The sequence below is a fragment of the Pseudomonas sp. NY15356 genome (assembly GCF_048068175.1).
In the GTDB taxonomy this organism is placed as follows: domain Bacteria; phylum Pseudomonadota; class Gammaproteobacteria; order Pseudomonadales; family Pseudomonadaceae; genus Aquipseudomonas; species Aquipseudomonas putida_K.
Window position 1 is genome coordinate 35,531 of sequence record NZ_JBLUPW010000029.1, and the last position, 25,851, is coordinate 61,381.

Sequence of the window (25,851 nt, forward strand, 5' to 3'; positions counted from 1 at the left end):
GTCAACGCGCCGTCAAGGCTTCTCGGCCAAGGTACGCAAGCCCTTGAGCGTATTGAACGGCGCATCGACCACGAACTTGTTGGCCAGCCACGAGGGCACGCTGCCGCCAGGCTCGGTATGCACCTGGTACGTCACTTCGGTGCTGTCGCCCTTGGGCACGAGCTTCCAGAAGCCCTGGACCTGGGCCACCCGCACGAAACCCTTTTCTTCAGGCAGGTATTTCGGCTGTCCCTCGAGCGTGCGGGTCAGGCTGCCATCGGCTTGCTGGGTGGTGGTCACGTGCAGGATCGAGTCGCGCGGCGTGACCGGCCAAGGTGTATTGAACTGGGTATAGGTCCAGCTCTGGTCGCCTTCCTGCTTGAGCAGCTTCTGCGTCTTGCATTCGTGAATCCACTTGCAGGCGCCGGCCACGTCCTCCTGCAATGCCTTGACCTTGGCCAGCGGCGCCTTGACCACGGTAACGCCCTGGTAGGCCTTGTACTTCGAGCCCGGCACTTCACTGAGAGAAACCTTGATGCCGTCCTCGTCCTTGGCCACCTGCCAGTTCTCGGCCCAGGCCGCCGGCGACAGCAGGACGCCCATGCCACACAGCAATGCAATACGCTTGATCGATCTCATCGTCTTGTTCCTTGTTGTCGAAGATCCAACCTGTCACGCCGCCGTCATCTGCTCCAACCAGCCGAGAATCCTGATCGCCTCGTCGCGATCGCTGCCGCACACCTCCACATCGGCCTTGAAACCACCGCAGACCGCCGGGCGTTCAGGCTTGCCGAACAGTTCGCAGAGGTTGGCCGCGGTCAGGTGCAGGCAGCGCTCGCCTGCCGGCTTGCCCTGGGGCATACGCGGCATCGGCGAGCTGATCGAAGGTGCAATGCAGCAGGCGCCACACCCCTCTCGGCATTTCATGAAAACAGGACTCCCAGGAGCAAAACGGGACGAACGTCCCTGGATAGTAACCGCTCAAACACACGTTTGAAATTGCGAAACGGATGAAATGTGCCGTGACCCGGCAGTCAGTTGCACGCGCTACTGACGAAACTCGAAATCGATGGCCGCGCCTTCCACGTCATGACGGCTGTCGTTGCGAAGTTGCAGCTGCATCTCGTTGTTGATCAGCCGCCCATTGAGCTGGAACGGGCTGTCATCGCTGACAGGCTTGCTCGGGAACATCGAAGGCAGCAACGGTTTGCGCCGCGCGACCGGATCACCCACCTCCGGCTCGAGGTTCTCCACCATCGAAGCCGGCAGGCTCAGGTCCAGTTTCGGCTTGGGCAGGGGCTGGGCCACCGACTTGGCAAGAGGTTTCTTGCGCGCCGCCCTGACCGAGGACTTCGACTTGGCGCGGGCAGGCGCCTTGGTCGCCGCCTTGGACGTGTGCGCCGCCTGCTTGCGCACCGGCTTGGGCGAAGCGGCCTGCGTATGGGCCGAGGGCTGGGCGGTCGACTGGGCGGCATGGGACAGGCCACTGGCCAGCCACAGGGGCGCCAGGCACAGCAAAAGGACAAGAGAGCGCAGCGCTTTCATGGACATCGGGAGCATGGTGGAAAGATGCCTATGCTCCCTGTTCCGGTGACAGCTGGCAAGCCTACAGCAGTGACCCGGTCGACGCCTTGCACAATTGGTGGGCCAACAGCCCCAAGGTCATCACCGCCCGCTCGGATTCCTTGTTCCAGGGAATGCCACAGTTGAGACGCACGCAGTGGTTGAACTGCTCGGTATTGCTGAAGATCAACCCTGGCGCGATGCTGATGCCTTGCTCCAGCGCACGCACGTGCAATTCCTGGGTATTGACCCGCCCAGGCAGGCTGACCCAGAGGATGAAGCCGCCGGTCGGCCGGGTCATCTGCGTGCCTTCCGGGAAGTGCTGCTGCACCGCCAGCTGATACGCACTGAGGTTCTTGCGATATTCCTGGCGGATGTAACGCAGGTGGCGGTCGTAGCCGCCGTTCTCCAGATAGGCGGCGACGCCCATTTGCGTCACGCTGCAGGCCGAATGGGTGGTGAAGGTCTGCAGACGCTGGATCTCATCCTGGTAGCGGCCGGCGATCATCCAACCCACACGCACCCCAGGCGACAGGGTCTTTGAGAAGCTCGAGCAATAAATCACCCGATCCAGCCGATCGAAGGCCTTGAGCGCCTTGGTCCGCCCCTGTTCGAACATCAGCTCGCCATAGATGTCATCCTCGACGATCTGGATATCGAAGTCCGATGCCAGGCGCAGCAACTGCTTCTGCCGGTCTTCCGGGATGGTGCCACCCAAGGGGTTGCTCAGGCGCGGGGTCAGCACCAGCGCTTTGATCGACCATTGGTTGGCCGCCAACTGCAGGGCTTCCAGGCTGATGCCGGTGGAAGGGTCGCTGGGAATTTCGATCACCTTCAGACCCAGCAGGTCGGCCAGTTGCAGCAGGCCATAATACGTGGGCGACTCGGCCGCGATCAGATCACCGGGGCGGGTCAGTACCCGCAACGACATCTGCAGGGCATCGACGCAGCCATGGGTCACCACCACTTCGCGCGGGTCGACCAACACGCCGGCATCCCGCATGCGGATGGCGATCTGTCGACGCAACGGCTCGAAGCCGGGGCTGAACATGTAGCTGAAGGCCCGCGGGCTGTGGAAGCGCGTGACCTTGGCCAATTGCTGATGCAGCGCGCGCACCGGCAGGTAGTCCACATGCGGCACCGCCGCGCCGAACGGGAATACGCCGTCCCGCCGCGCCTCGGTCAGTACCTGCTGGATGATGCTCGCCCGGGTGACCAGCCCGGGCCGCTCGACCCTGGCGATCTCCGGGGTCTGCGCGGTCAGTGCGGGGGTCTGGTGCACGTAGTAGCCTGACTGCGGCCGCGCGCGGATCAGGCCCTGGTCCTCGAGGTTGGCATACGCCTGCAGTACCGTGGCATGGCTGACGTTGAGCTGGGCGCTCATCTTGCGTACCGAGGGTACGCGTTCGCCGGGCTGGTAGACGCCCCGGCGGATATCATCGGCCAGTTGCTGGGCAATGCGCTGGTACAGCAGCAGGTTGGTCATGGTAGCTCTCGAAACGCTGACGGGTTCGTTGTTCTTGTGCGACTCAAAGCGGAGTCAGAATACCGTAACAGTTGCCAAGTGTACTGGGACAGATTGCAGAATAGTCAACCGTACAGCCGAGTAATAGCTACAGAATCAACGAACCAAGCAGCCGCCGACGAACGCATCGGGGATCGAAGTGCTGCGGACCTGCGCCACCCATAGAACCATCGGATAGCGCTGACCCTGTGGGAGCGGGCTTGTCCCGCGATTGGGGCGCCCCTGCCATCGCAGTTGCACGGCAAGGGCTGCGCCCTTGTTCGTGGGGCAAGCCCGCTCCTACAGGGAGTGAGCCGACATCAACGCGCAGGCGCGAGCTTGCCCTTGTCGTCGGAGAAGACGATTTCCACCCGGCGGTTCTGCGCCCGACCACGTTCGGAGGCATTGGCGTCGATCGGGTACTGGTCCCCGTAGCCTTCGACCTGGATGCGCTTGTCGTCGACACCCAGGTCCACCAGCATATCGGCCACCGCCTGGGCGCGGTCACGGGACAGCTTGAGGTTGTCCTGGGGCGCACCGGTGCTGTCGGTATAGCCTTCGACCCGCACCACCCGGCGCGGGTTGAGCTGGAGGAACTGGACCAGCTTGAGCACGGTACGGCTGGCGGATGTCTTGAGCTCTGCACGACCGGTGTCGAACAGCACGTCCCCCAGGGTCATGACCAGGCCACGGTCGCTCTGCTCGGAGGTCAACGCAGCGATCTGCGCCTCGACCCATTTGCCTTGCTGCTGCACGCTGGCCAGCTTGGCCTCGCGCAGGGCCAACTGCAGGCGTTGACGCTCCAGGTCCAGCTTGGCCAGGCGCTCCTGGTTCAACGCCAGCTTGGCATGCTCGCTGGCGATCTCGCTGTAGCGCTTGCTCAGGTAGGCGTAGTGACGCACATCGGAGCCGGTGCCGATGTAGCTCGAAAGGCGCTCGGCGCGAGCCAGCGACTCACCCGCGCGAATCACGTCCCGCGGCGCGCTGCGCAGTACATCGGAATCGTCCTTGACCTTCTGGAAGGCGGCATTGGCCTCGTTCAGCGCAGATTCGCTGCGCTGGCTGGCACAGCCCTGCAACCCGACCAGCGCCAGCAGTGCCAGTGCGGCCATCGAAGACGTGCGCATCATGGCTGCACCTCCAGTTGCTTGCGCAGGCGCTTGACCCGCGACTGCAGCACATCGAGTTGCTCTTCGCTTTTCTGGGTCAGCACCCGTGCCTCGGCCAGGCGCGCATCCAGCTCGGCCTGTTCGGCGCGCAGGCGGGCGTCGCGGTAGTCCTCGGTGAGCATGTCACTTTTGGCCCGGGCCAGTTTGTCTTCGGCCAGCTTCAGTTCCGCCACCTGCTCGGTGGCGCCGACGGCCCGGGCCTGCTCGAGGGCCTGCTCGGACAGACGCATCTGTTCGTTGGGCGCCGGGTCATTGGCACAGCCGGCCAGGCCGAGCACGGCCAAGGCAAGGATCAGGGGTTGGGTTCTCACGCAGTCTTCCTACTGTTTGGGGGCGTCCAGCGGCGCCTGCATCTGCGCCTTCCAGCGTTCGACATTACGCTGCAGCACAATCTGGGACGCCCCGGAAATCGGCAATTCTGTCAGTTTTTTCGCCAGTTGTCCGCGCAGCCAGGCGTCATTGCAGGCCGAGTTGTGCGACACGGCCAGGTACAGGCCTGGGCGATCCACAGGCAGGCCGCGAGCGATCAGTTCGTTGCCCATGCCCAGGCCCTGGACCATCCCCATGCCGGCGTAACGCCCGGCCAGCACGTAGTCGACCTGGCCCAGCACCAGCTTCTGGAAGGCCTGGGTCAGGTTCTGCGCAGGCTCCAGCTTGAGCTGGGCCTTGGCGAACGCCTCGAACGCCGGGGTCAGGCGAGCCCGCTCGGAGAGGCTGCCGCGGTATTGTGCGAGGTCCGCAGGGCCATCGAACACCACGTTGCCGTCGTGCCGGGTCCAGACCAGGTACTCGTTGAGCTGCAACGGCGGGTGGATATAGTCCAACGCACTGAGCTGGTCGATTTGCATCGGAGTGTCGATCAACAGGTCCATGCGCCCGCTGCGCACTTCCTCCAGGGCCTGGTCGCGCTTGCCAGCGTGCAGCACCTCCACCGACACGCCAAGCTCGCCGGCAACCTGGCGCAGCAGGTCGACGTTGGCACCGATCAGGTGCTTGGGATCCTTCGGGTCTTGCCAGGAATAGGGCGGCGCATCCGGGCTGCCGGTCGCCACCAGGCGTTCGCACTTGCCTGCCGCCATCGCCATGGGCGACAACAACGCCGCCATGCAGGCCAGCGCCCTGCCCGCTTTGCGAAACTCCATGCGTTACTCCTTGCAACCAGAAAAAAAGCCCGGCCCCCTTGCAAGGGCCGGGCTTCTTTATAAGTGAAGCAGGCGGATCAGACCAGCTTTTCCAGCTCCGGAACCGCTTCGAACAGGTCGGCGACCAGGCCGTAGTCGGCAACCTGGAAGATCGGCGCCTCTTCGTCCTTGTTGATCGCAACGATCACCTTGGAGTCCTTCATGCCTGCCAGGTGCTGGATCGCACCGGAGATACCGACGGCGATGTACAACTGCGGCGCAACGATCTTGCCGGTCTGGCCGACCTGCATGTCGTTGGGCACGAAGCCTGCATCGACCGCGGCGCGCGAGGCACCGACGGCAGCGCCGAGCTTGTCGGCCAGGGCGTACAGGTGTTTGAAGTTGTCACCGTTGCCCATGCCGCGGCCGCCGGACACGACGATCTTGGCAGCGGTCAGTTCCGGACGGTCGGACTTGGCCAGCTCTTCGCCGACGAAGGCGGACTTGCCCGCGTCATGAACGGCACCGACAGCCTCGACGGCAGCCGAGCCACCTTCGGCGGCCACGGCGTCGAAGCCGGTGGCGCGAACGGTGATGACCTTGACCGCAGCGCTGGATTGCACGGTCGCAATGGCGTTACCGGCATAGATCGGACGCTTGAAGGTGTCGGCCGATTCGACCGAGATGATCTCGGAGATCTGGTCGACGTCCAGCAGCGCGGCAACGCGCGGCAGGATGTTCTTGCCATTGGTGGTGGCCGGGGCCAGCACATGGCTGTAGCCCTTGCCCAGCTCGGCAACCAGCGGTGCCACGTTTTCCGGCAGGGCGTGGGCGTAGGCGGCATTGTCCGCGACCAGCACCTTGGCAACGCCGGCGATCTTGGCGGCAGCTTCGGCGACGCCGCCGACGTTCTGGCCTGCGACCAGCACGTGGATATCACCACCGATCTTGGCGGCAGCGGCAACAGTGTTCAGGGTGGCCGGGGCAACGGCTCCGTTTTCGTGTTCAGCGACAACCAGGATAGTCATTTAGATTACCTTCGCCTCGTTCTTCAGTTTCTCGACCAGTTCGGCCACCGACTTGACCTTGATGCCTGCGCTGCGAGCAGCCGGGGCTTCGACTTTCAGGGTCTTGGTGGTAGAAGCGGTGGAGACGCCCAGCGCCTCTGGAGTGACAGTCTCCAGCGGCTTCTTCTTGGCCTTCATGATGTTCGGCAGCGACGCGTAGCGCGGTTCGTTCAGGCGCAGGTCGGTGGTGACGATCGCCGGCAGGTTCAGCGCGACGGTCTGCAGGCCGCCATCGATCTCGCGGGTCACGTTCAGCTTGTCGCCGGCGACTTCCACCTTGGAGGCGAAGGTGCCTTGCGCGTAGCCGGTCAGCGCGGCCAGCATCTGGCCGGTCTGGTTGTTGTCGCTGTCGATGGCCTGCTTGCCGAGGATGACCAGCTGCGGCTGCTCTTTATCGACAAGGGCCTTGAGGGCCTTGGCCACGGCCAGGGAATTCAGCTCTTCGGCGGTTTCGACCAGGATGGCGCGGTCGGCACCCAGGGCCAGGGCGGTACGCAGCTGCTCTTGGGCTGCGGTCGGGCCGACGGCAACGGCGACGATCTCGGTGGCCACGCCCTTCTCTTTCAGGCGTACGGCTTCTTCGACGGCGATCTCGCAGAAGGGGTTCATGGACATCTTGACGTTTGCAAGGTCGACGCCGGAGTTGTCCGCCTTGACGCGAACCTTGACGTTGTAGTCGACCACTCGTTTGACAGCTACAAGAACCTTCATGGATTCCTCGTTACTCTCCGGTGAAAAGAATGTCGCCTGGGGCGGGCCCGGCGATTGCGCGTGGGTACAAGGGCACCTCTAAAAACGTTCCTGGCTGCAAGATATTTCCTATGACCGAACAGTCTTGTATCGACTCCACAGGCAAAACCCACGGGTCATTTCCTGTCGTGGCGTGTAGACTCCACTACAAAACCGGATTCGGCCCGAAAACCCTGCTCCACGCCTGGTCTTTAGGGGTGCGCCTGCGCCCGGCGGTCAGCCTACGGCGAGCGTAAAACCGCTCGTATCTTGACCGTAACACCCAATCCGGTCAATACGGCAAATCGGCCAGCCTCCAGCTGCGTCCCAGTGATTTTACTGGGCTCCGGCAAATTCAAACAAACGTTTGTATTGGACCCGCCAAGTGGTGTAGATATAATGCGCGGCCAAGACAAAGCGGTGTAGTCCGTCATCCACGAAGCTACAGCTTACACAGCCGTGCATGACCCTCCATCACCCAAAAAGACAAGACAAGCAACAGCGATGAGCCTTGAGTAGGAGAGAACCAGTGGAACGCGAATACATGGAATTCGACGTGGTCATCGTCGGCGCAGGTCCGGCAGGCCTGTCCGCCGCCTGCCGCCTGAAGCAGAAGGCCGCCGAAGCCGGTAACGAGATCAGCGTCTGCGTGGTCGAGAAAGGCTCCGAGGTGGGCGCCCACATCCTCTCCGGCGCGGTCTTCGAGCCCCGCGCCCTGAACGAGCTGTTCCCCGACTGGAAGGAGCTCGGCGCGCCGCTGAACACCGAGGTCAAGCGCGACGACATCTATGTGCTCAAGGATGCCGCCAGCTCGACCAAGGTCCCAGACCTGTTCGTGCCCAAGACCATGCACAACCAGGGCAACTACATCATTTCCTTGGGCAACCTGTGCCGCTGGCTGGCCCAGCAGGCCGAGAACCTGGGCGTGGAGATCTACCCGGGCTTCGCTGCCCAGGAGGCGCTGTTCGATGAGAATGGCGTGGTCCGCGGCATCGTCACCGGCGACCTGGGTGTCGACCGCGAAGGCAACCCCAAGGACGGCCTGTACACGCCGGGCATGGAACTGCGCGCCAAGTACACCCTGTTCGCCGAAGGCTGCCGTGGCCATATCGGCAAACAGTTGATCAAGCGCTTCAACCTCGACAGCGAAGCCGACGTGCAGCACTACGGCATCGGCCTGAAGGAAATTTGGGAAATCGACCCGGCCAAGCACGAGCAAGGCTTGGTGGTGCATACCGCCGGCTGGCCACTGGATGTGATGAGCGCCGAGAACACGGGCGGCTCCTTCCTCTATCACCTGGAAAACAACCAGGTGGTGGTCGGCCTGATCGTCGACCTTTCCTACGCCAACCCATACCTGTCGCCGTTCGACGAGTTCCAGCGTCTGAAGCATCACCCGGTGATCAGCCAGTACCTCGAAGGCGGCAAGCGCATCAGCTACGGTGCTCGCGCCATCTGCAAGGGCGGCCTGAACTCGCTGCCGAAGATGGTCTTCAATGGCGGCGCGCTGATCGGCTGCGACCTGGGCACCCTGAACTTCGCCAAGATCAAGGGCAGCCACACCGCGATGAAGTCCGGCATGCTCGCTGCCGACGCGGTGGCCGACGCCCTGCTCGCCGGTGGCGAAGGTGGCGATACGCTCAACAGCTATGTCAGCGCCTTCAAGGCCAGCTGGCTGTACGAAGAGCTGTACGCCAGCCGCAACTTCGGCCCGGCCATGCACAAGTTCGGCCCGATCTTCGGCGCGGCCTTCAACTATGTCGACCAGAACTGGTTCGGCGGCAAGCTGCCATTCACCCTGCACGACACCAAACCGGACTACGCCTGCCTCAAGCTCGCGGCGGATTCGAAAAAGATCGACTACCCGAAACCGGACGGCAAGCTCAGCTTCGACAAGCTCAGCTCGGTGTTCCTCTCCAGCACCAACCATGAAGAGGAACAACCCTGCCACCTGAAGCTGGCCGACCCGAACGTGCCGATCGCCAGCAACCTGCCGCTGTACGACGAGCCAGCCCAGCGCTACTGCCCGGCGGGTGTGTACGAGGTGGTCACCCAGGAAGACGGCAGCAAGCGCTTCCAGATCAACGCGCAGAACTGCGTGCACTGCAAGACCTGCGACATCAAGGACCCGGCCCAGAACATCACCTGGGTCACCCCTGAAGGTGCAGGCGGGCCGAACTACCCGAACATGTAAGCGCCCTGCCCTCGCAGCAATGAAAAAGCCCCCGGTTTCGGGGGCTTTTTCATTCGAACTGGCTGTAGCAATCGCTGCAGGGTTTTCGTACAGAGCCTAACAAGGCCCCGCCACTCATTTGTCACCACACATGATCGGCACCGGCTCGGCGGCAAAGCCCAGCAGTTCACGGCGCCCGAAATACCAGGCGGTGAGCGCACCGACCAGGCCCATCAGCAGACAGAAGCCGACACACACCCAGGGGCTCCACGGCATCAACGCAATCAATGCCAACGGGGTGGTGCTGGCCCACAGGGCATAGGCCACGTTGTAGGTGAACGAGATGCCCGACACCCGGATCTGCGCGGGGAACAACCCGACCATCACCGACGGCACCACCCCTACCACGCCACAAGACAAACCGGCCAGCGCATAGGCCAGCCAGATCCAGCCAGCCTGCCCGACCAGGCTGGCGTACAGCGCTCCGATGCCCAGGGGTAGCAACAGGCTGTAGAGCATCAGTGCACGCCAGGCGCCGATGCGATCGACCAGCATCCCCGCCAGCACGCAGCCGATATTGAGAAATACGATACCCACGCTGCTCAAGGCGAAGGTATGCCCGGCAGCGATGCCGAAGCGTTGCTGCATCACGGTCGGTGTGATGACCACCAGCACCACCACCGCAGAGGTCAGCACACAGGTCAGCAGCGCCGCCGGGACCAATGCCCGGCGATGCTCGCCCAGCACGCTGCGCAGCGGGAAGGCCACCGGCTGTTCCTGACGCTCGCGCAGGGCCAGGAATACCGGGGTTTCGCTCAGCCAGCGGCGCAGCCACACGCCGATGACGCCGAACACACCGCCCAGCAGGAACGGGTAGCGCCAGGCGTAATCGAGTATTTCCTGCGGGCTGTACACGCGGGCCAGCAAGGTCGCGGTGAGGGCACCGAGCAGGTAGCCGAAGGTCAACCCGGCCTGCAGGAAGCCCAGGGCATAGCCGCGCCGACCGTGGGGGGCGTGCTCGGCGACGAAGGTCCAGGCACTGGGCACCTCGCCACCCACCGCCGCCCCCTGGAGGATACGCAAGGCCAGCAGGATCAACGGCGCGGCATAGCCGATATCGGCATAGGTAGGCATCACCCCGATCAGCAGGCAAGGCAAGGCCATCATCAGGATGCTCAGGCTGAACACTCGCTTGCGCCCCAGGTGGTCGGCGAAGTGGGCCATGAGGATACCGCCCAGGGGGCGGGCCAGGTAGCCGGTGACAAAGATCCCGAAGCTCTGCAGCAGCCGCAGCCACTCGGGCATTTCCGGAGGGAAGAACAGCTGGCTCAAGGTCAGGGCAAAGAACACGAAGATGATGAAATCGTAGATTTCCAGCGCGCCGCCCAGCGCCGCCAGGCCCAGGGTCCTGTGGTCGCCACGGCTGAACCGGGGCGGGCGGGCGGTATCGATGGCAGTCATGGCAAGGTTTCCGCAGATCGGCAAAGGGCAAGAGGATAACAAATGCCTGCCGTCTGCCCCACGCGACTCAGGTCGAGCGGCTGAATACCGTGTGGCCGAAGTTCATCCGCCGGCCGGAACCGAGCGTCCCATGGGACAACCTTGGCGACAGGGGCACCTGCCCCACCAAGGCCGGCTCATCGATGATCGCCATGAATGATTGCAAGGCTTCGTCGTCCGGCACCTGGGGCAGGCTGATGCTGACCGCCTGGCGCTGCGCCTGGGGCACCGCGGGCAGTTTCGGGTGCTGGGAGTGGTACAGCAGGGCATGCTGGATCTGCGCGCTGCAACGACAGAAGCGCACCAGGTCGACGCCAGCGTGACTGGCCAGCTCGATGCTGCCGATCAACAGGTGGAACGGCTGCAGCGCACTCTGCACCAGGCGCTGCAGGTCCTCGAAGGTGTCCACCGGGGCAATGCGGTAATAGCCCAAGCCATTGAGCATCTTTTCCAGCTGCAAACGCTGGCACGGGTGCTCATCGGCGATGAGGATGCGCAGGGTCTTGTTTGGCATCGTCTGGACCTGGGCAACAAGGTGTTGGGGGACATTCCCTGACCATTACTGCGCCAGTGCAGGCAACCGCCAGGGCGGTGCCTTGGTGGGGGTCTTTCTTGATAGTTGTCGTGAAACGCAGAGAAATCAAGTCGCCGGCCGGGGGAATTTTCGGGCCGTTCCCAAGGTGTAACAGGGCTGATACGCATGCTGGCGCGCCCTCAGGATTCCCATTGGCGCATGCGCACGCGGCAGTGTTTCATGGCGTTGACGATGTGCTTTTCCACCAGGCTGCGGGAAATGCCCAGGCGCTCGGCGATCTGCTGGTGCGACAGGCCTTCGAGCTTGCGCAGCAGGAAGCTGTCCCGGCACGGCCCGCTGAGCTCGCCCAGGGCGCGCTGCATCAATTCCAGGCGCTGGTCCAACTGCATACGCTGGGACAACCCCGGGCCGTGCCAGCGCTCATCGGTGTCGAGCACTTCCAGCGGCTCGGCCTGGCGCACCTGATGGCGCCGGTGGCGATCGACCACCAGGTTCAAGGCGGTGCGATAGAGAAAAGCGCGCGGGTGTTCGATGCGCTGGGCATCGGCCCGCTCCAGCACCCTCAGGTAGGCATCATGGGCGACATCCTCTGCCGCCTGGCGATTGCCCAGGCGCGCGCAAAGGAAACTCACCAGCTCACGATAGTAATGTTCCACGACGGTACCTGGCATTTCCCTGCTCGACACTAGTAGACCGGCCCACGGGACAGCGTGATATCAGCGCGGCATCTTACAAATTATAATGATTCTCAGCAACAGCAAGCCGGTCGGTTAAATCCCGCCATCTGGCCTTCGTCTATCGGTGACCTCCTTGCGCTCCCTGATTGACGGCGCATGGCCATTATTTCTGGCTGGAAGCTCCGATGAGACGTTTGACCACCACCCGCCGTCGTATCCTGTTCGGTGGCCTGGGCCTGCTTGGCCTGGGCGGCCTGCTGGCCTGGAAGTCCCTGCCCTTCGGCGCACAGCCGGTCAACACCGTGGCGGTCACCCGCGCCGACATCGAAAGCAGCGTGACCGCCCTGGGCACCCTGCAGCCTCGGCGCTATGTCGATGTGGGTGCCCAAGCCTCCGGGCAGATCCGCAAATTGCACGTGGAAGTGGGCGACGCGGTGCGCCAGGGCCAGTTGCTGGTGGAGATCGACCCTTCCACCCAGCAGGCCAGGCTCGACGCCGGGCGCTATTCGATCGACAACCTCAAGGCCCAGCTGGCCGAGCAACGCGCCCAGTACCAGCTGGCCGGCCAGCAGTACAAGCGCCAACGCGACCTGGCCGCGGCCGGTGCCACCCGGGCCGAGGACCTGCAAACGGCGCAGGCCCAGCTCAAAGTGACCCAGGCCCGCATCGACAGGTACCAGGCGCAGATCCGCCAGGCCCAGGCCAGCCTGCGCAGCGACGAGGCCGAGCTGGGCTACACGCGCATCTATGCGCCCATGGCCGGTACCGTGGTGGCGGTGGACGCCCGGGAAGGCCAGACACTCAATGCCCAGCAGCAGACGCCGTTGATCCTGCGCATCGCCAAGCTCTCGCCGATGACTGTCTGGGCCCAGGTGTCGGAAGCCGACATCGGCAAGGTCCAGCCCGGCATGACCGCCTATTTCACCACCCTGGCCGGCGGCAAGCGGCGCTGGACCAGTACGGTCCGGCAGATCCTGCCGATCCCACCCAAGCCGTTGGACCAAGCCAGCCAAGGCGGCGGCAGCCCGGCCAGTGCCGGCGCCGGCACCACCGGCAGCAAAGTGGTCCAGTACACCGTGCTGCTGGACGTCGACAACCCCGATGGCGCACTGATGGCAGAGATGACCACCCAGGTGTTCTTCGTCGCAGGCCAGGCCCGGCAGGTCCTTACCGCGCCGCTGGCCGCCCTGGACGACACCGACGGAGATGGCCTGCGCCTGGCGCAGGTATTGGGCAGCGATGGCAAGGTCGAACAGCGCCAGGTGCGCACGGGGCTGAGTGACCGCCTGCGGGTGCAGATCCTCGACGGCCTGCGCGAGGGCGAACACCTGGTCATCGGCGCGCCAGCGGCCAGCGGAGGTTGAATGCCAACGCCACTGATCGAACTGACCGACATCCGCAAGACCTACGGCGGCATCGACACCCCTGAGGTCGAGGTACTGCGCGGCATCAGCCTGAGCATCTACCCGGGCGATTTCGTCGCCATCGTTGGCGCCTCCGGTTCAGGCAAGTCGACCTTGATGAACATCCTCGGCTGCCTCGATCGCCCGTCCAGCGGCTGCTACCGTTTCGCCGGCAAGGACGTCGCCGAGCTCGACGGCGACGAGCTGGCCTGGCTGCGCCGCGAGGCCTTCGGCTTCGTATTCCAGGGATACCACCTGATCCCGTCCGGCTCGGCCCAGGAGAACGTCGAGATGCCGGCTATCTATGCCGGTACGCCTGCCGGCCAGCGTCATGCGCGCGCCGCGGCATTGCTGCAACGCCTGGGCCTGGCCAGCCGTACCGGCAACCGCCCGCACCAGCTGTCCGGCGGCCAGCAGCAGCGGGTGTCGATTGCCCGGGCCCTGATGAACGGCGGCCATATCATCCTTGCCGACGAGCCGACCGGTGCCTTGGACAGCCACAGCGGTGCCGAGGTCATGACGCTGCTCGACGAGCTGGCCAGCCAGGGCCATGTGATCATCCTCATCACCCACGACCGCGAGGTGGCGGCACGGGCGCACCGGGTGATCGAGATCCGCGATGGCCTCAAGACCAGTGACTGCGCCTCAGGACAAAACCTGGGCGATACGCGCCCTGGGCTGCAGGCCGAGGCGCTGCGCCAGCGCCTGGACTGCGGCGCCACCCAGCGTGGCGCCTGGAAGGGCGAACTGTTCGAAGCATTGCAGGCGGCATGGCGGATGATGTGGATCAGTCGCTTGCGCACGGCCCTGACCCTGCTCGGCATCGTCATCGGCGTCGCCTCGGTGGTGGTGATGCTGGCCGTCGGCGAAGGCAGCAAGCGCCAGGTCATGGCGCAGATGGCAGCGTTCGGCTCGAACATCCTCTACCTCAACGGCAAGCCGGCGAGCCTGGGCGAACCGGCGGGCGTCGTCACCCTCGATGACGTTACCGCGATCGGCGAACTGCCGCAGGTCAAGCGCATCATGCCGGTGATCGGCGAGAAGCTGATGGTGCGCCATGGCAACAACAGCCAGCAGTTCTACGTCGGCGGCAACAACACCTGGTTCCCCGAGATCTTCAACTGGCCGGTGGTCGAGGGCAGCTTCTTCAGCGAAGCCGACGAAGCCAGCGGCGCGGCGGTGGCCGTGATCGGCCAGAAGGTGCGTGAAAAGATGCTCGACAGCCAGCGCGACCCGCTCGGCCAGTATTTGCTAATCGGCAACGTGCCGTTCCAGGTGGTCGGCATCCTCGCCGGCAAGGGCGCAAGCTCGGGCGACCAGGACAGCGACGGGCGCATCGTGGTGCCCTACTCGGCCGCGGCCATCCGCCTGTTCGGCCGCTACGAGCCTGAATACGTCACCATCGCCGCCCTGGACTCCTCGCAGGTCAAAGACACCGAGGCCGCCATCGACCGACTGTTGCGCCAGCGCCACCAGGGCAAGCAGGATTTCGAACTGACCAACGATGCCGCACTGATCCAGGCCGAGGCACGCACGCAGAACAGCCTGTCGCTGATGCTCGGCGCCATCGCCGCCATCTCGCTGCTGGTGGGCGGCATCGGCGTGATGAACATCATGCTCATGACCGTGCGCGAGCGCACCCGCGAGATCGGCATCCGCATGGCCACCGGCGCACGCCAGCGAGACATCCTGCGCCAGTTCCTCAGCGAAGCGGTGATGCTGTCGATGGTCGGTGGAGTGACCGGCATCCTGCTCGCGTTGTGCATCGGCGGCGGGTTGATGCTCGCCGGGATCGCCGTGGCCTTCGCCCTGCCTGCCATCCTCGGCGCCTTCGCCTGCGCCGTCATCACCGGCGTGGTGTTCGGCTTCATGCCGGCCCGCAAGGCTGCCCGCCTCGACCCGGTCAAAGCCCTTACCAGCGTGTGAGCCATGACATTGCCAACCCGCATCAGCCTGTTGACCCTGGCCCTGACCCTGGCGGCCTGCAGCACCCAACCGCCGCCCAGTGCCGGCATCGCCCCACCGGCGAGCTGGCAGGCCGCGGCCTTCGACACCGCCCTGCCCCTGCCGGATGCAGCCTGGTGGCAAGCCTTCGCCAGCCCGGAACTGAACCGCCTGATCGAGCGAGCCCGTCACAACAGCCACGACCTCGCCGCCGCCAGCGCACGCGTACGCCAGGCCCAGGCCCGGGCCGTAGCGGCGGGCGCGCCGCTGCTGCCGGAACTGCAGATGCGCCTGGACGGTAGCCGCCAGCACCTGCTGCGCGGCGATGGCAACGACACGCTCGACGTCAGCAGCCGCGAGCGTACCAGCACCTCCTTCGGCATGCGCCTTAGCGCCAGCTACGAGATCGACTTCTGGGGTGGGCTGCGCGCGGCACGCGACAGCGCCTTGCATGAGCTCGACGCCAGCCGCTTCGATCGCCAGACCGTCGAGCTGACGCTCACCAGCGCGGTGGCCGACACCTACCTGCTTGGCGCGGCCTTGCAGGAGCGGCTGCGCATCGCCCACCTGAACCTGGACAACGCCCGTGATGTGCTGCGGCTGGTCGAAGCGCGCGAACGTTCAGGATCGGCCACCCGCCTCGAACTGGCCCAGCAACGCAGCCTGGTGGCGGCCCAAGCGCGGCAGTTGCCCTGGCTCGAGCAGCAGTGGCAGGACAGCCGCGTAACCCTCGCCACCCTGCTTGGCGACCCGGTGCAGCGCTTGCCGGCCAGTGCCGAGTCGATCCTCGCCCTGCAATGGCCGCGGATTGGCAGTGGTGTGCCCAGCGACCTGCTCGGCCGGCGCCCGGACATCGCCGCCGCCGAGGCGCGCCTGGCGGCCGCCAATGCCAACGTGCAGGTTGCCCGGGCCGCCATGCTACCCAGGTTCACGCTCGGTGCCGACCTGGGCAGTGGTGCGCGGACCTTCGCCGATATCCTCGACAGCCCCTTCTACACCTTGACCGCGGGATTGCTGTCACCAGTTTTCGACAATGGCCGCCTGCGCGCCTCCCGGAACCTGGCCCGCGCTGAACGGCAGGAGCTGCTGGAAAACTACCGCAGCAGCATCCTGGCCGGCTTCTCGGATGTCGAGCGGGCGCTCAATGCCATCGCCGGCGTGGACCGCCAGCGCCAATGGCAGGACGAGGAAGTGCACCAGGCGCGCATCGCCTTCGAGCTGGCCCGGCAACGCTACGGCGCAGGTGCCGAGTCCCTGCTCAGCGTGCTCCAGACCCAGCGCACCTTGTATGACGCCCAGGACCAGCAAGCAGCGCTGCACTTGGCCCGACTGCAGGGCAGCGTGGCGCTGTACAAAGCTTTGGGGGGTGGTTGGCAGGTTCGCTAAGGGGCTGCCTTGCAGCCCATCGCGGGACCAGTCGGATCGCCGCACCGCCGCTCATACAAGGCCGGCGCGGGCTCGCCCCGCTCATCCATCAGGCAACGATATTCTTCAACGACAGGTGCCGCGCATACCAGGGCCGACGCGGCACCCGGCGCACCAGCTCACCCAGCTTGTCGTCCTCGCCAAAAGTGATGCGCAGCGCCAGCTTCATGGTCTCCACATCCATTTCCACCGACTTGCCAGGGCGCGTGCCCGGCAAAGTGCTGCAACCATGGGTATCCGGCCCCAGCCAGGGGTCGTCGACCTCGACCCAGCGCCCTGGCGCGAACCATTTCACGCCATTGACCTCCAGGCGCCGTACCTGGCCGGGGTGGTACCGTTCATGGGCGCGGTACCAGTCTTCGATACGGTCGTCGATCCAACCGTGGAAGCCCCAGAACACCGGGTTGACGTGGGACGAGAACGGGTCGCCGAGAAAATCGTTCTCGGCGCCGAACCAGCGCGTGGCGAAGTCGGCGGGATCACGGGCGAACGGCACCGGGGCACCATTGATTGGGTCGCGCGGTACCGAGGCCCAGCACATGTGCAGCCAGTCGTGCAGGGTCATCTCCATCTCGGAACCGAGCGCACCCAGGCTCAGTTTCGACAGGTACTGCGGGTCCTGGTACTGCGACTCCCAGACCTGGAAATTGCTGCAGAAGGTTTCACTGGCCTTGATCGCCGAGACCCATTGCCCATACGCGTCATCGCCCGGTGCCTGCCAACTGGGTGGCACGCAGCAGCCGTCGTGGTTCTCGTGATAGCGGGCAAAACCCACGCGGTCGAATTCCACGCTCGGTTGCGGCAGCGGGAAGTGCGACCAGGACGGCAGGTCCTGCAAGCGACGCGCTGCGTCGAGCATGTGCCGGTGCATGAACAGGAAATCGACCCCCGAGCCGTTGCGGTGCTTGTGCGGCCCCCGGGCATCGCGCTCATGGTCACGTGGGCCGGGCTGCCAGCCCAGGCCACGCAAGGCACCGCGCTGTGTGTCGGACAGCCGGTGCCATTTGTCCCGGGTCGCATGCCAGAGCTGGTGGAACAGGCGATGCTCGGGGCTGACTACCCATGCCTGCATCTGTGGCGTATAGGCGATGCGCTCGCGCGCTTCAGGAAACAGGCGCTTGACCGCCACGAAGCGGCTGTCGGCGATCGGCAGCGTCAAAGGTCGATCCAAGCGCTGCAGCCGGCCACTGAGGGTGCCGCTGCCGGCATTGGCGAAACGGCCCCAGACTTCGTCGAGGCTGGCCACGCATTCATAACTCGGCCCCCCGTGCTGGTTCAGCAAGCGCCAGCGCACCTGGGCAGCGGACGCCCCCACCAAGTCGCCTAGGACGCGGTAATGGGCCGCCCCTCCACCGCGCAGGCGCTCGCCGGTGTCGACGAAGCCACGCAGGCCACGGCCCTTGGTGGCAACATCGAGGAACAGTTCGACGCCGGCCACTGGCAAACCGTCAAGGCCCGCCCCGACGCCTTCGAAACGGAGATCCCAGATGCCCCGCAGACGGTCGGCCAACACCTGTCCGGCATAGTCGGCCAATTCCACGCTGGCCTCGCCTGGCGTGACGATGTCGTCATCGGGGTCATGGGTCAGTTCCTTGTGCGCATAGTAGGCCGCCGTACCGGTCGCCCCCGCGACTGCCAGGCCTGCGATGAATCCTCGTCGGGAAATGGTCATTGCGCCTCTATCCGTTCCTGCCACGCTGCGGTTTCTATCCAAGCTAGGACGTAACCTGGGGCGGGAAATTTACTGCCTTAATTCAGGGCCAGGACGGCTCGTTCCTTCCAGGACTCCGTCTACCAGAGGCACCGACCATGACATCCCTCCTCTCCCGCCTGCTGCGACCGAAGGCCACGGCCTATCGACTGTTCGATATCGAACTCAAGGGCATCGAGCCGTTGAGCCCGTCCCTGTGCCGGTTCGTCTTCACCGGTGACGATGTGGCGCAGATGACGACCTTGGCCCCCGACCAACGCGTCAAGTTGTTCTTCCCCACGCCCGCCGGGCAGCCGCCCCGGTTGCCCAAGGATGGCCATTGGCAACAGGCGCGCCAGGGACTGGCGCCCGAGCACACCCCACCGATGCGCACCTACACCATTCGCGCCCTGCGCCGCGACGCGCTGGAGGTCGATGTGGATTTCGTCCTGCATGGCATCAATGGCCCGGCCTCGACCTGGGCAACCCAGGCGCGCATTGGCGATCGGCTGCAGATGGTGGCGCCGAACCTGACCTATGAAGGCGACCCCGGCGGTTATGAATGGAAACCACCACACAGCGCCCGGCACGTGCTCCTGATGGGCGACGAAACCGCCTTGCCGGCCCTTGCCGGCATCCTCGAGCAACTGGCCGACACCCGCCCGGCGCTGGCGGTGCAGGCCTTCATCGAGGTACCGCTGGAGGCCGACTGCCTGCCGTTGCGCCACAGCCCCACAGCACAGGTGCATTGGTTGCCTCGCGACCTGCTGCGTTGCGAGCACGGCCACGCCATGCGCCACGCGATACGCGAATTGGCCAGCCTACCGTGCGGCACGGCAGGTGCGGTGAAACTGGAGGAGGTGAATATCGAACGCAGCCTTCTCTGGGAGCACGGCCGCGGCGAGGGAAGCGAATTCCACGCCTGGATCGCCGGCGAGTCAGCGGCGGTCATGGACATTCGCCGCCACCTGGTCAAGGAGCGAGGGCTCGGGCGCGACTGCCTGGCCTTGATGGGGTATTGGCGCGCCGGCAGGACGTTCGATTGAAAGAGCGCTGCGCAATCCCCTTGTAGGAGCGGGCTTGCCCCGCGAAAGGGCCGCAAGGCGGCCCCCTTCGCTCACCCCGCAGCCACCGCCGCCCTCACCGCCTCGGCAAACCGCCCGGCCACTTCGTCAACCTGTTCGGCACTGATGATCAAGGGCGGCAGGAAGCGCACCACCGCGCCATGACGCCCGCCCAGCTCGAGGATCAGCCCACGCCTCAGGCATTCGCGCTGCACCTTCGGCGCCAGGGCGCGGCTGGCAGGTGGATGCCCCAGCGCGTCCCGCTCGCCGGTCGGGTCCACCAGTTCCACCCCCAGCATCAGGCCACGCCCACGGACATCCCCCAGTTGCGGATAGTCCTGCTGCAGGCCCAGCAAGTGATTGCGCAAGCGCTGGCCCATGGCCTCGGCATGTTCGGCCAGGCGATGCTCGACCAGGTAGGCCATCACCGCAGAGCCAGCCGCCATGGCCATCTGGTTGCCACGGAAGGTTCCGGCATGGGCGCCTGGCTGCCAGGTGTCCAGCCAGGCACGGTAGACCACCACGGCCAGGGGGAGGCTGCCACCGATGGCCTTGGACAGCGTCACCACGTCCGGCACGATACCGGCGTGCTCGAAGGCGAACATCCGCCCGGTACGGGCGAAGCCGCTCTGGATCTCATCGACGATCAGCGCCACGCCCGCCCGCTCGGTGATGGCTCGCAGGCCGCGCAGCCATTGGATGTCCGCCGGGATCACGCCGCCTTCGCCTTGCACCACCTCGACGATCACCGCCGCCGGTAGCGCCACACCGGCTTCCGGGTCGCACAACAGGTTCTCCAGGTATTGCAGGTTCGCCCGTACGCCCGCCTCACCGCCCAGGCCGAAGGGGCAGCGGTAGTCGTAGGGGTATGGCATGAACTGCACGCCATTGCCCAGCAGAGCCGCCAAGGGTTGCTTCGGCCCCAGGCTGCCCATCAGGCTCAACGCGCCCTGGGACATGCCGTGGTAGGCCCCCTGGAACGCCAGCACCGTGCTGCGCCCGGTGGCCGTGCGCACCAGTTTCAGCGCAGCCTCCACCGCATCGGTGCCGGTCGGCCCGCAGAACTGGATTTTCGCGTCGCGGCGCAGGGCCTCGGGCAGCAGGCCGAACAGGTCCTGGACGAAGCGGTCCTTGACTGGGGTGGTCAAGTCCAAGGTATGCAGGGGCAGCTCATCGGCCAGTACTTGCTGGATCGCCTCGATCACCACCGGGTGGTTGTGGCCCAGGGCCAGGGTGCCCGCGCCCGCCAGGCAATCGATGAACTGGCGGCCCTCGACGTCTTCCACATGAATCCCACGGGCACGCTTGAGCGCCAAGGGGATGCGCCGCGGGTAGCTGCGGGCGTTGGACTCCTGTCGTTGCTGGCGCAGCAACAGGGGCGAATCCTCGAATTCGTACAACGCCTGTGGGGCGCTGGGTGGCAGGGTCTGGGCAAGGCTGGAAGCGGTCGACATCGGAAAATCCTCGCAAGCAAGCGAATGTGTCCCGCCACGCTCCCTGTAACCGGATGTGTGTCGGGTGGTTGTCGCTTGGAGAACGCGTCAGCGGGGCGAGGATTTACCGGTTGATTTGAGATTGCAGGGTGGGCCTTCGCGGGTGAACCCGCTCCCACAGAGGGTGGGGTGATCCTCCACAGGCTGCGGGCAGGGCTCAGTTGCCCTGGCGCGCCGGCACCTGCAGCCAGACACGCAAACCATCGCCAGGGTTTTCGAAACGCAGGCTGCCGGCACAACGCTGGACGATGGCCTGGACGATCGCCAACCCCAGGCCGCAGCCGCCGCTCTGGTCGTGGCGCCAGAAGCGTTCGGTCAGGTGCTGCATGTCTTCCTCGGCGATCCCGGGCCCATGGTCGCGGACCATGAAGCCCACCTGCCCGTCAGCCATCTGCACTTCCAGCTCCACGGCTGCGTCGCCGCCATGGCGCAAGGCGTTGTCCAGCAGGTTGCGCAACGCCGCCACCGCCAGCGGCGCTGGCATGCCCAGGTAGACGCGCGTAGCCTCCTCCGGCAGGCGCACCACGATGCGCCGGTTGTCGCCACCGCCGGCATCCTGCACCGCCTGGCGTGCCACCTGCTCGGCGCTGCACTGCACGCCATCGTCGAACGACAGGCTGCCTTCCACCCGCGCCAGCATCAGCAATTGCTCCAGGGTGCGGTGCATGCGGTCGGTACCCTGCTCGGCATGTTCCAGCGCCTGCTCGCGCACCGCGCCGTCGGTCATGCGGGCCACCTGCAGGTGGGTCTTGATCGCAGTCAGCGGGCTGCGCAGTTCGTGGGCGGCATCGTCGGTGAGGCGGCGCTCGCGCTCAATGGTCTGGGCGATGCGCAGGAACAATTGGTTCTGGGTTTCGAGCAGCGGCTGCAACTCGCTGGGCATGCCAGCCACCTGCAACGGCTCGACGCTGTCGGCACGGCGCCGGCGCAAGGCATCGCGCATCCGGTTGAGCGGCTCCAGGCCCTTGCCCACGCCGATCCACAACAACCCCAGGCTGCCGAGCAAGGCCATCAACACCGGCGCCGAGGCAGCCAGCAGGATCGAGCGGTTGAGCGCCTCGCGTTCCTGATGGCGGTCGGCGGTGGTGATTCGCACATCCCCGTGGTTGTAGGTGAAGGTGCGCCAGAGCGCGCCGTCGATGGTCTGGTCACGGAAGCCGCTGTGCTGGTCGTCCATGGCACCGTCGTGCTTGTGATTGCTGGCCAGGATCTCGCCGCGCAGGGAACTGACCTGGCAGGCCATGCCGTCCGGCACGCTGAGTTGGTCGGCGGAAAAATGCGCGTCCTGGCCCTTGCTCGCCAGCGGCTGCGGCAACTGCTCGATCAACCCGGCAACCATGCGTGCCGAGGCCACCAGGCGCTGGTCGAGGGAAAACATCATCTGCTGGCGCAGGTCGCGCAGCATCCACGCGGCGGCCAGCGCCCAGATGATGACGAAGGCGATGCCGAGGATCAGCGTCAGGCGCGCACGCAGGCTCATGGTGCGGTGCCCTGCGGGGCCTGGGCCGGGCCAAGGCGATAGCCCAGGCCGCGGACGGTCTCGACGATGCTATTGCCCAGCTTGCGCCGCAAATGATGGATGTGAACGTTCAAGGCGTTGCTCTCGACTTCGTCGCTGAAGCCGTACACGCAGTCCTTGAGCTGCTCGCTGGACAGCACCCGCCCGGGGTTCTGCAGCAATGCCTGGAGCAGCGCCTGCTCGCGGCGCGACAGGTCCACGGCCTGGCCAGCCAGGGTGGCCTCGCAACTGCTCGGGTCGTAGCGCAGCGGGCCATGCTCGATGACGTTCACCGCCCGCCCGGCCACGCGGCGCAGCAGCGTGTGCAAGCGTGCGGCGAGCTCGCGCAGGTCGAAGGGCTTGAGCAGGTAGTCGTCGGCCCCGGCCTGCAGCCCATCGACCCGGTCGGTGACCGCATCGCGAGCGGTGAGCACCAGCACCGGCAGCGTCACGCCCTGCTGGCGCAGGCGGCGCAACAGCTTCAGGCCGTCTTCATCGGGCAGGCCGAGGTCGAGGATCATCACGTCGAACTGCGCGGCCTGCAGCAAGGCCTGGGCAGCCGAGGCGCTGGCCACCCGGTCCACGGTCAGGCCCTGGGCAGTGAGGCCGGCGCAGATGCCGCTGGCGATCAGGTCGTCGTCCTCGCAGAGCAATACGTGCATTGGGGAGGCTCCCGGTAGGTGAGGCGGACATTGCACCCTGGGTGGATTAAGAGACGATTATGCAACGGGCGACAGGATAGGCCCATGCCCATTCAGGCCGGCGACCAGCGCAGCCTGTAAAGAATCATTTCCCCGCCAATTCAAAGCGGAAACATCCTACATACAGCTCGGAAATAGTCACCCTGGATGCGTGATGTGATGTCGCCCTGAACAGCTGGTTGTCAGGGAGACAGCGAATGGGGTTGTGGCATTGGGTGCCCTCATGGCAGCAGATCGAACGTCGCATAATCAATGAAATGGGTTATCAAGGAGGCGCCCATTTCCGCACCTACCTCAACGAGCACGTGCCATCACTGGCGCTCAACCTACGTCGGGTGGACAGCGTGCGCTCAGCCTTCCATCAGGCCGAATGGAAGGCCGCCGGTCTGCTGCGTCGGCGCTTCGCCGACCTGGACATCAACAGCATCCTCGACGACCTGATAGCGGTCGCCACGCAGATGGCGATGATCGTCGCCGGCAGCGTGCTGACTGGCGCAGCCATCGGTGCCGGCGTGGGTGCTTTCGCCGGTGGGGCCGGTGCCATTCCCGGCAGCATCGCGGGCACCGCCATCGGCTTCCAGGTCAGCAGCTGGATCCTGGGCATCCTGGGCATCGCCTCGCTCGCTGAGTTCTTCGTCGACGGTTTGCCGCGTATCGCCGATTACTACCTGCGCGGCATCGGCATCGCGTGGGAGGGTACACGCGGCGAGGAAGGGCTGAGCGCGTTCAGCCAGGACGACCCTTTCGCCATTTCCCAGGCCGCGCACTTCATTGCCCTGGGCCATGTGGAAATCATCGTGCTGTTGTTGGGCGCCATCGTTTCCTACCTCACTCGTGGGCGCGGCAATGCCCAGGTGCTGGCTCAGGAAATGGCGGCCAGCCGCAAAGGTACGAAGCTGGGGCAATGGATGCTCAAGCATGAGGAGGGGTTGAAGAAGCGACCAGACCTGCAGGTGCCGGAGCGACGCAAGGGGGCGATAGCTGAGCCACAAACCGTTCAGCCGAATCGGCCAGCGGGAAAAGACAAGGAGCCCTCGTCAGGGAAGCCCGGTAGCATGCCGTTGCATACGGTGGCGTGCTTCAAGGCGGACAAACTGCCAGCATCCAAGCATGGCGAGTTTGAACGGCAGTTGAAGGGACAGCAGGATGGGTTGAATCGGCTGACGGTTGAGGAGTTTTTGGCGAATGTGGCCAATCCCGTAAAACGAAACCCGGCGCAAGCCAAACAGGCCCGTAAGCGATTGCTCCGTGATCTTGAGCTAAGAAACCGCGAGGAATTGCTGGAAATAATGAGTCCCCGTGAAGCCAAAATAATTGCAGCCCAAAGAGCGAAAGAAACGATGAGCACGCTGGCAGCACTCCACAACCCGGACTTGATAGCTGGAGGAAAGGATGTAATTTCCGACTTTGGTGATAAACAAGTCAACTCTACGATCGGCCCGCAGTGGAGATCAAAAGTAGAAAAGCTGAAACGTGCCGTTGAAAACGCACCAAAAACCGTTGGAAAACCAACGTTCCTGAATGTAAAGCTGCATAAGTGTTGACGGAGAACCACTATGGACGAGGTATATTCATTATTACTTGAAGCTATTGGCGAACCGATGCTTCGACAGGAGGTTCCGCCTTCTAGCATAAGCCGGTATGACGGTATATTACCCGACCAACTACTTCAGTTCTGGGCAGAGCATGGGTGGTGTGGCTACGGAGAAGGGATCCTCTGGATGGTCAACCCTCAAGAGTACGAAAACGTACTCGCCAGCTGGATGCAAAGCTCAGCGCTCGAAATGACAGATACCTATCATGTCATCGCTCGTAGCGCATTTGGCGACTTGTACTTATGGGGCGAAAAATCGGGGCCATCACTTTGTATTTTCTGCAATGTCTCTCGATACACTTATGATCCCGCCGAGAGATCGCCACACGCTATGAATAGAGCCTTTCGGTCGTTCCTCCTGTCATTTGACCAAGCGTATCTTGACTTCAATGAGCTATTCGACTCGGCCAAGGAAAAGCTGGGCGTTCTCAGGCCTGACGAAATGTATGGCTTCGTTCCAGCACTCCAACTCGGAGGCCCCGCCAGCACTGAAATCATAGAAAAGGTTAAGACCATTGAGCACCTCATGTTCCTTTCTCAGCTTGATGTGCTGCGGCAATACACACTTTCAGACTTTTAGCTTAATGCTAGACTGCATAAACGCCAACTTGTCGAGAGGTTCAAGATGGACGAAATATTCTCGATTTTCATTAAAACACTGGGCGAGCCAACCTTTAAGCAAGAGGCGCCAACTTCCACCATTGATTATTATGAGAACAAACTACCAAGACAGCTTTTGGCGTATTGGGCCGAACATGGCTGGTGCGGATATGGTCATGGTATTTTCTGGACCGTCGACCCTCATGAGTATGAGGGTGCCGTTGCATCCTGGATTGACGGTACGCCCTTGGCCAAGCATGACACTTACCATGTAATTGCGCGTGGAGCTTTTGGTGATCTTTATTTATATGGGGCGGCGGCAAAAACTGAGTGCAACACCTGACCTTTCCGGTACGGTGCTGCCCCTATGTCTTATACCGAACTCAGCGTTGAAGAGCGCGCCACCATACAAATCGGTCGTA

Annotated in this window: 23 protein-coding genes and 1 pseudogene; 8 read left to right on the top strand and 16 right to left on the bottom strand. The window is 64.3% G+C overall.

The window, feature by feature from the left end:
- Nucleotides 1–12 precede the first annotated feature (12 nt).
- From ACNFCI_RS19725 to ACNFCI_RS19765, 9 genes are all read right to left on the bottom strand, one after another.
- Nucleotides 13–618: an START domain-containing protein gene (locus ACNFCI_RS19725; protein WP_084854758.1), complete on the bottom strand. Its 606-nt coding sequence runs from the start codon at nt 616–618 to the stop codon at nt 13–15.
- Between the two features lie 33 nt (nt 619–651).
- Nucleotides 652–906 carry a YkgJ family cysteine cluster protein gene (locus tag ACNFCI_RS19730; protein ID WP_084854759.1) on the bottom strand — a complete coding sequence of 85 codons (255 nt, stop codon included), beginning with the start codon at nt 904–906 and terminating at the stop codon, nt 652–654.
- A 120-nt stretch (nt 907–1,026) separates the two neighbouring features.
- Nucleotides 1,027–1,524, bottom strand: a complete 498-nt coding sequence (locus tag ACNFCI_RS19735; RefSeq protein ID WP_084854760.1) for a hypothetical protein — start codon at nt 1,522–1,524, stop codon at nt 1,027–1,029.
- A 61-nt stretch (nt 1,525–1,585) separates the two neighbouring features.
- Nucleotides 1,586–3,028 carry a PLP-dependent aminotransferase family protein gene (locus ACNFCI_RS19740; RefSeq protein ID WP_084854761.1) on the bottom strand — a complete coding sequence of 481 codons (1,443 nt, stop codon included), beginning with the start codon at nt 3,026–3,028 and terminating at the stop codon, nt 1,586–1,588.
- A 338-nt stretch (nt 3,029–3,366) separates the two neighbouring features.
- A complete protein-coding gene (locus tag ACNFCI_RS19745) occupies nt 3,367–4,176 on the bottom strand; it encodes an OmpA family protein (protein WP_084854762.1) in 810 nt (269 codons plus the stop codon).
- Nucleotides 4,173–4,526 (bottom strand): DUF4398 domain-containing protein, encoded by a 354-nt coding sequence (locus ACNFCI_RS19750; RefSeq protein ID WP_084854763.1) that lies wholly within the window; start codon nt 4,524–4,526, stop codon nt 4,173–4,175. Before ACNFCI_RS19750 ends, ACNFCI_RS19745 begins: the two co-directional genes overlap by 4 nt.
- A 9-nt stretch (nt 4,527–4,535) precedes the next feature.
- Nucleotides 4,536–5,357: a substrate-binding periplasmic protein gene (locus ACNFCI_RS19755; RefSeq protein ID WP_084854764.1), complete on the bottom strand. Its 822-nt coding sequence runs from the start codon at nt 5,355–5,357 to the stop codon at nt 4,536–4,538.
- A 77-nt stretch (nt 5,358–5,434) separates the two neighbouring features.
- Nucleotides 5,435–6,364 carry an electron transfer flavoprotein subunit alpha/FixB family protein gene (locus ACNFCI_RS19760; protein WP_084854765.1) on the bottom strand — a complete coding sequence of 310 codons (930 nt, stop codon included), beginning with the start codon at nt 6,362–6,364 and terminating at the stop codon, nt 5,435–5,437.
- On the bottom strand, nt 6,365–7,114 hold the full coding sequence (locus ACNFCI_RS19765) for an electron transfer flavoprotein subunit beta/FixA family protein (RefSeq protein ID WP_084854766.1): 750 nt from the start codon (nt 7,112–7,114) through the stop codon (nt 6,365–6,367). It abuts the gene before it with no gap.
- A 547-nt stretch (nt 7,115–7,661) separates the two neighbouring features.
- On the opposite strand from ACNFCI_RS19765, the gene ACNFCI_RS19770 reads away from it, so the two are divergent.
- A complete protein-coding gene (locus ACNFCI_RS19770) occupies nt 7,662–9,326 on the top strand; it encodes an electron transfer flavoprotein-ubiquinone oxidoreductase (protein WP_084854767.1) in 1,665 nt (554 codons plus the stop codon).
- 114 nt (nt 9,327–9,440) lie between these two features.
- Here the strand turns inward: ACNFCI_RS19770 and ACNFCI_RS19775 are convergent, their stop codons facing one another.
- The 3 genes from ACNFCI_RS19775 to ACNFCI_RS19785 form a co-directional block, all read right to left on the bottom strand.
- The gene (locus ACNFCI_RS19775; protein WP_368829839.1) at nt 9,441–10,766 is read right to left on the bottom strand and encodes an MFS transporter; all 1,326 of its coding nucleotides are present in this window, start codon (nt 10,764–10,766) and stop codon (nt 9,441–9,443) included.
- A gap of 67 nt (nt 10,767–10,833) precedes the next feature.
- Nucleotides 10,834–11,319: a histidine kinase gene (locus ACNFCI_RS19780; protein WP_084854769.1), complete on the bottom strand. Its 486-nt coding sequence runs from the start codon at nt 11,317–11,319 to the stop codon at nt 10,834–10,836.
- A gap of 200 nt (nt 11,320–11,519) precedes the next feature.
- Nucleotides 11,520–11,996 carry a sigma-70 family RNA polymerase sigma factor gene (locus tag ACNFCI_RS19785; protein WP_084854853.1) on the bottom strand — a complete coding sequence of 159 codons (477 nt, stop codon included), beginning with the start codon at nt 11,994–11,996 and terminating at the stop codon, nt 11,520–11,522.
- A 206-nt stretch (nt 11,997–12,202) separates the two neighbouring features.
- Between ACNFCI_RS19785 and ACNFCI_RS19790 the strand changes: the two genes are divergently transcribed.
- The 3 genes from ACNFCI_RS19790 to ACNFCI_RS19800 are packed head-to-tail and all read left to right on the top strand — an operon-like array spanning nt 12,203 to nt 16,750.
- Complete coding sequence (locus tag ACNFCI_RS19790) at nt 12,203–13,381, top strand: efflux RND transporter periplasmic adaptor subunit (RefSeq protein WP_416768139.1); 1,179 nt, start codon at nt 12,203–12,205, stop codon at nt 13,379–13,381.
- Complete coding sequence (locus tag ACNFCI_RS19795; RefSeq protein WP_416768140.1) at nt 13,382–15,346, top strand: MacB family efflux pump subunit; 1,965 nt, start codon at nt 13,382–13,384, stop codon at nt 15,344–15,346.
- A 3-nt stretch (nt 15,347–15,349) separates the two neighbouring features.
- Nucleotides 15,350–16,750, top strand: a complete 1,401-nt coding sequence (locus tag ACNFCI_RS19800) for an efflux transporter outer membrane subunit (protein WP_416768141.1) — start codon at nt 15,350–15,352, stop codon at nt 16,748–16,750.
- A gap of 88 nt (nt 16,751–16,838) precedes the next feature.
- Here ACNFCI_RS19800 and ACNFCI_RS19805 read toward each other — a convergent pair whose 3' ends face one another.
- Complete coding sequence (locus tag ACNFCI_RS19805; protein WP_416768142.1) at nt 16,839–18,461, bottom strand: twin-arginine translocation signal domain-containing protein; 1,623 nt, start codon at nt 18,459–18,461, stop codon at nt 16,839–16,841.
- A 137-nt stretch (nt 18,462–18,598) separates the two neighbouring features.
- Here ACNFCI_RS19805 and ACNFCI_RS19810 point away from each other — a divergent pair, with 137 nt between their 5' ends.
- Entirely contained in the window at nt 18,599–19,525 is a 927-nt protein-coding gene (locus tag ACNFCI_RS19810) for a siderophore-interacting protein (RefSeq protein ID WP_416768143.1), read from the top strand.
- 71 nt (nt 19,526–19,596) lie between these two features.
- On the opposite strand, the gene ACNFCI_RS19815 is transcribed toward ACNFCI_RS19810, so the two are convergent.
- From ACNFCI_RS19815 to ACNFCI_RS19825, 3 genes are all read right to left on the bottom strand, one after another.
- Complete coding sequence (locus tag ACNFCI_RS19815; RefSeq protein WP_416768144.1) at nt 19,597–20,997, bottom strand: aspartate aminotransferase family protein; 1,401 nt, start codon at nt 20,995–20,997, stop codon at nt 19,597–19,599.
- Nucleotides 20,998–21,193: 196 nt separating this feature from the next.
- A complete protein-coding gene (locus ACNFCI_RS19820; RefSeq protein WP_416768145.1) occupies nt 21,194–22,516 on the bottom strand; it encodes an ATP-binding protein in 1,323 nt (440 codons plus the stop codon).
- Nucleotides 22,513–23,196 (bottom strand): response regulator transcription factor, encoded by a 684-nt coding sequence (locus tag ACNFCI_RS19825; RefSeq protein ID WP_084854777.1) that lies wholly within the window; start codon nt 23,194–23,196, stop codon nt 22,513–22,515. Before ACNFCI_RS19825 ends, ACNFCI_RS19820 begins: the two co-directional genes overlap by 4 nt.
- 236 nt (nt 23,197–23,432) lie before the next feature.
- Between ACNFCI_RS19825 and ACNFCI_RS19830 the strand changes: the two genes are divergently transcribed.
- The 3 genes and pseudogenes from ACNFCI_RS19830 to ACNFCI_RS19840 form a co-directional block, all read left to right on the top strand.
- Complete coding sequence (locus ACNFCI_RS19830) at nt 23,433–24,779, top strand: DUF6861 domain-containing protein (protein ID WP_416768146.1); 1,347 nt, start codon at nt 23,433–23,435, stop codon at nt 24,777–24,779.
- Between the two features lie 12 nt (nt 24,780–24,791).
- Nucleotides 24,792–25,409: a GAD-like domain-containing protein gene (locus tag ACNFCI_RS19835; protein WP_416768147.1), complete on the top strand. Its 618-nt coding sequence runs from the start codon at nt 24,792–24,794 to the stop codon at nt 25,407–25,409.
- Nucleotides 25,410–25,454: 45 nt separating this feature from the next.
- A pseudogene (locus tag ACNFCI_RS19840) lies at nt 25,455–25,742 on the top strand (GAD-like domain-containing protein); the annotation flags it as partial.
- Between the last annotated feature and the right edge of the window lie 109 nt (nt 25,743–25,851).

Excerpts from the sequence above, each read along its gene's own strand:
- ACNFCI_RS19815 (WP_416768144.1), bottom strand. The coding sequence starts at position 20,997 with ATGTCGACCGCTTCCAGCCTTGCCCAGACCCTGCCACCCAGCGCCCCA.
- ACNFCI_RS19745 (WP_084854762.1), bottom strand. The coding sequence starts at position 4,176 with ATGATGCGCACGTCTTCGATGGCCGCACTGGCACTGCTGGCGCTGGTC.
- ACNFCI_RS19755 (WP_084854764.1), bottom strand. The coding sequence starts at position 5,357 with ATGGAGTTTCGCAAAGCGGGCAGGGCGCTGGCCTGCATGGCGGCGTTG.
- ACNFCI_RS19760 (WP_084854765.1), bottom strand. The coding sequence starts at position 6,364 with ATGACTATCCTGGTTGTCGCTGAACACGAAAACGGAGCCGTTGCCCCG.
- ACNFCI_RS19810 (WP_416768143.1), top strand. The coding sequence starts at position 18,599 with ATGACATCCCTCCTCTCCCGCCTGCTGCGACCGAAGGCCACGGCCTAT.
- ACNFCI_RS19775 (WP_368829839.1), bottom strand. The coding sequence starts at position 10,766 with ATGACTGCCATCGATACCGCCCGCCCGCCCCGGTTCAGCCGTGGCGAC.
- ACNFCI_RS19790 (WP_416768139.1), top strand. The coding sequence starts at position 12,203 with ATGAGACGTTTGACCACCACCCGCCGTCGTATCCTGTTCGGTGGCCTG.
- ACNFCI_RS19730 (WP_084854759.1), bottom strand. The coding sequence starts at position 906 with ATGAAATGCCGAGAGGGGTGTGGCGCCTGCTGCATTGCACCTTCGATC.
- ACNFCI_RS19795 (WP_416768140.1), top strand. The coding sequence starts at position 13,382 with ATGCCAACGCCACTGATCGAACTGACCGACATCCGCAAGACCTACGGC.
- ACNFCI_RS19740 (WP_084854761.1), bottom strand. The coding sequence starts at position 3,028 with ATGACCAACCTGCTGCTGTACCAGCGCATTGCCCAGCAACTGGCCGAT.
- ACNFCI_RS19780 (WP_084854769.1), bottom strand. The coding sequence starts at position 11,319 with ATGCCAAACAAGACCCTGCGCATCCTCATCGCCGATGAGCACCCGTGC.
- ACNFCI_RS19805 (WP_416768142.1), bottom strand. The coding sequence starts at position 18,461 with ATGACCATTTCCCGACGAGGATTCATCGCAGGCCTGGCAGTCGCGGGG.
- ACNFCI_RS19830 (WP_416768146.1), top strand. The coding sequence starts at position 23,433 with ATGGGGTTGTGGCATTGGGTGCCCTCATGGCAGCAGATCGAACGTCGC.
- ACNFCI_RS19820 (WP_416768145.1), bottom strand. The coding sequence starts at position 22,516 with ATGAGCCTGCGTGCGCGCCTGACGCTGATCCTCGGCATCGCCTTCGTC.
- ACNFCI_RS19725 (WP_084854758.1), bottom strand. The coding sequence starts at position 618 with ATGAGATCGATCAAGCGTATTGCATTGCTGTGTGGCATGGGCGTCCTG.
- ACNFCI_RS19800 (WP_416768141.1), top strand. The coding sequence starts at position 15,350 with ATGACATTGCCAACCCGCATCAGCCTGTTGACCCTGGCCCTGACCCTG.
- ACNFCI_RS19825 (WP_084854777.1), bottom strand. The coding sequence starts at position 23,196 with ATGCACGTATTGCTCTGCGAGGACGACGACCTGATCGCCAGCGGCATC.
- ACNFCI_RS19765 (WP_084854766.1), bottom strand. The coding sequence starts at position 7,114 with ATGAAGGTTCTTGTAGCTGTCAAACGAGTGGTCGACTACAACGTCAAG.
- ACNFCI_RS19735 (WP_084854760.1), bottom strand. The coding sequence starts at position 1,524 with ATGAAAGCGCTGCGCTCTCTTGTCCTTTTGCTGTGCCTGGCGCCCCTG.
- ACNFCI_RS19835 (WP_416768147.1), top strand. The coding sequence starts at position 24,792 with ATGGACGAGGTATATTCATTATTACTTGAAGCTATTGGCGAACCGATG.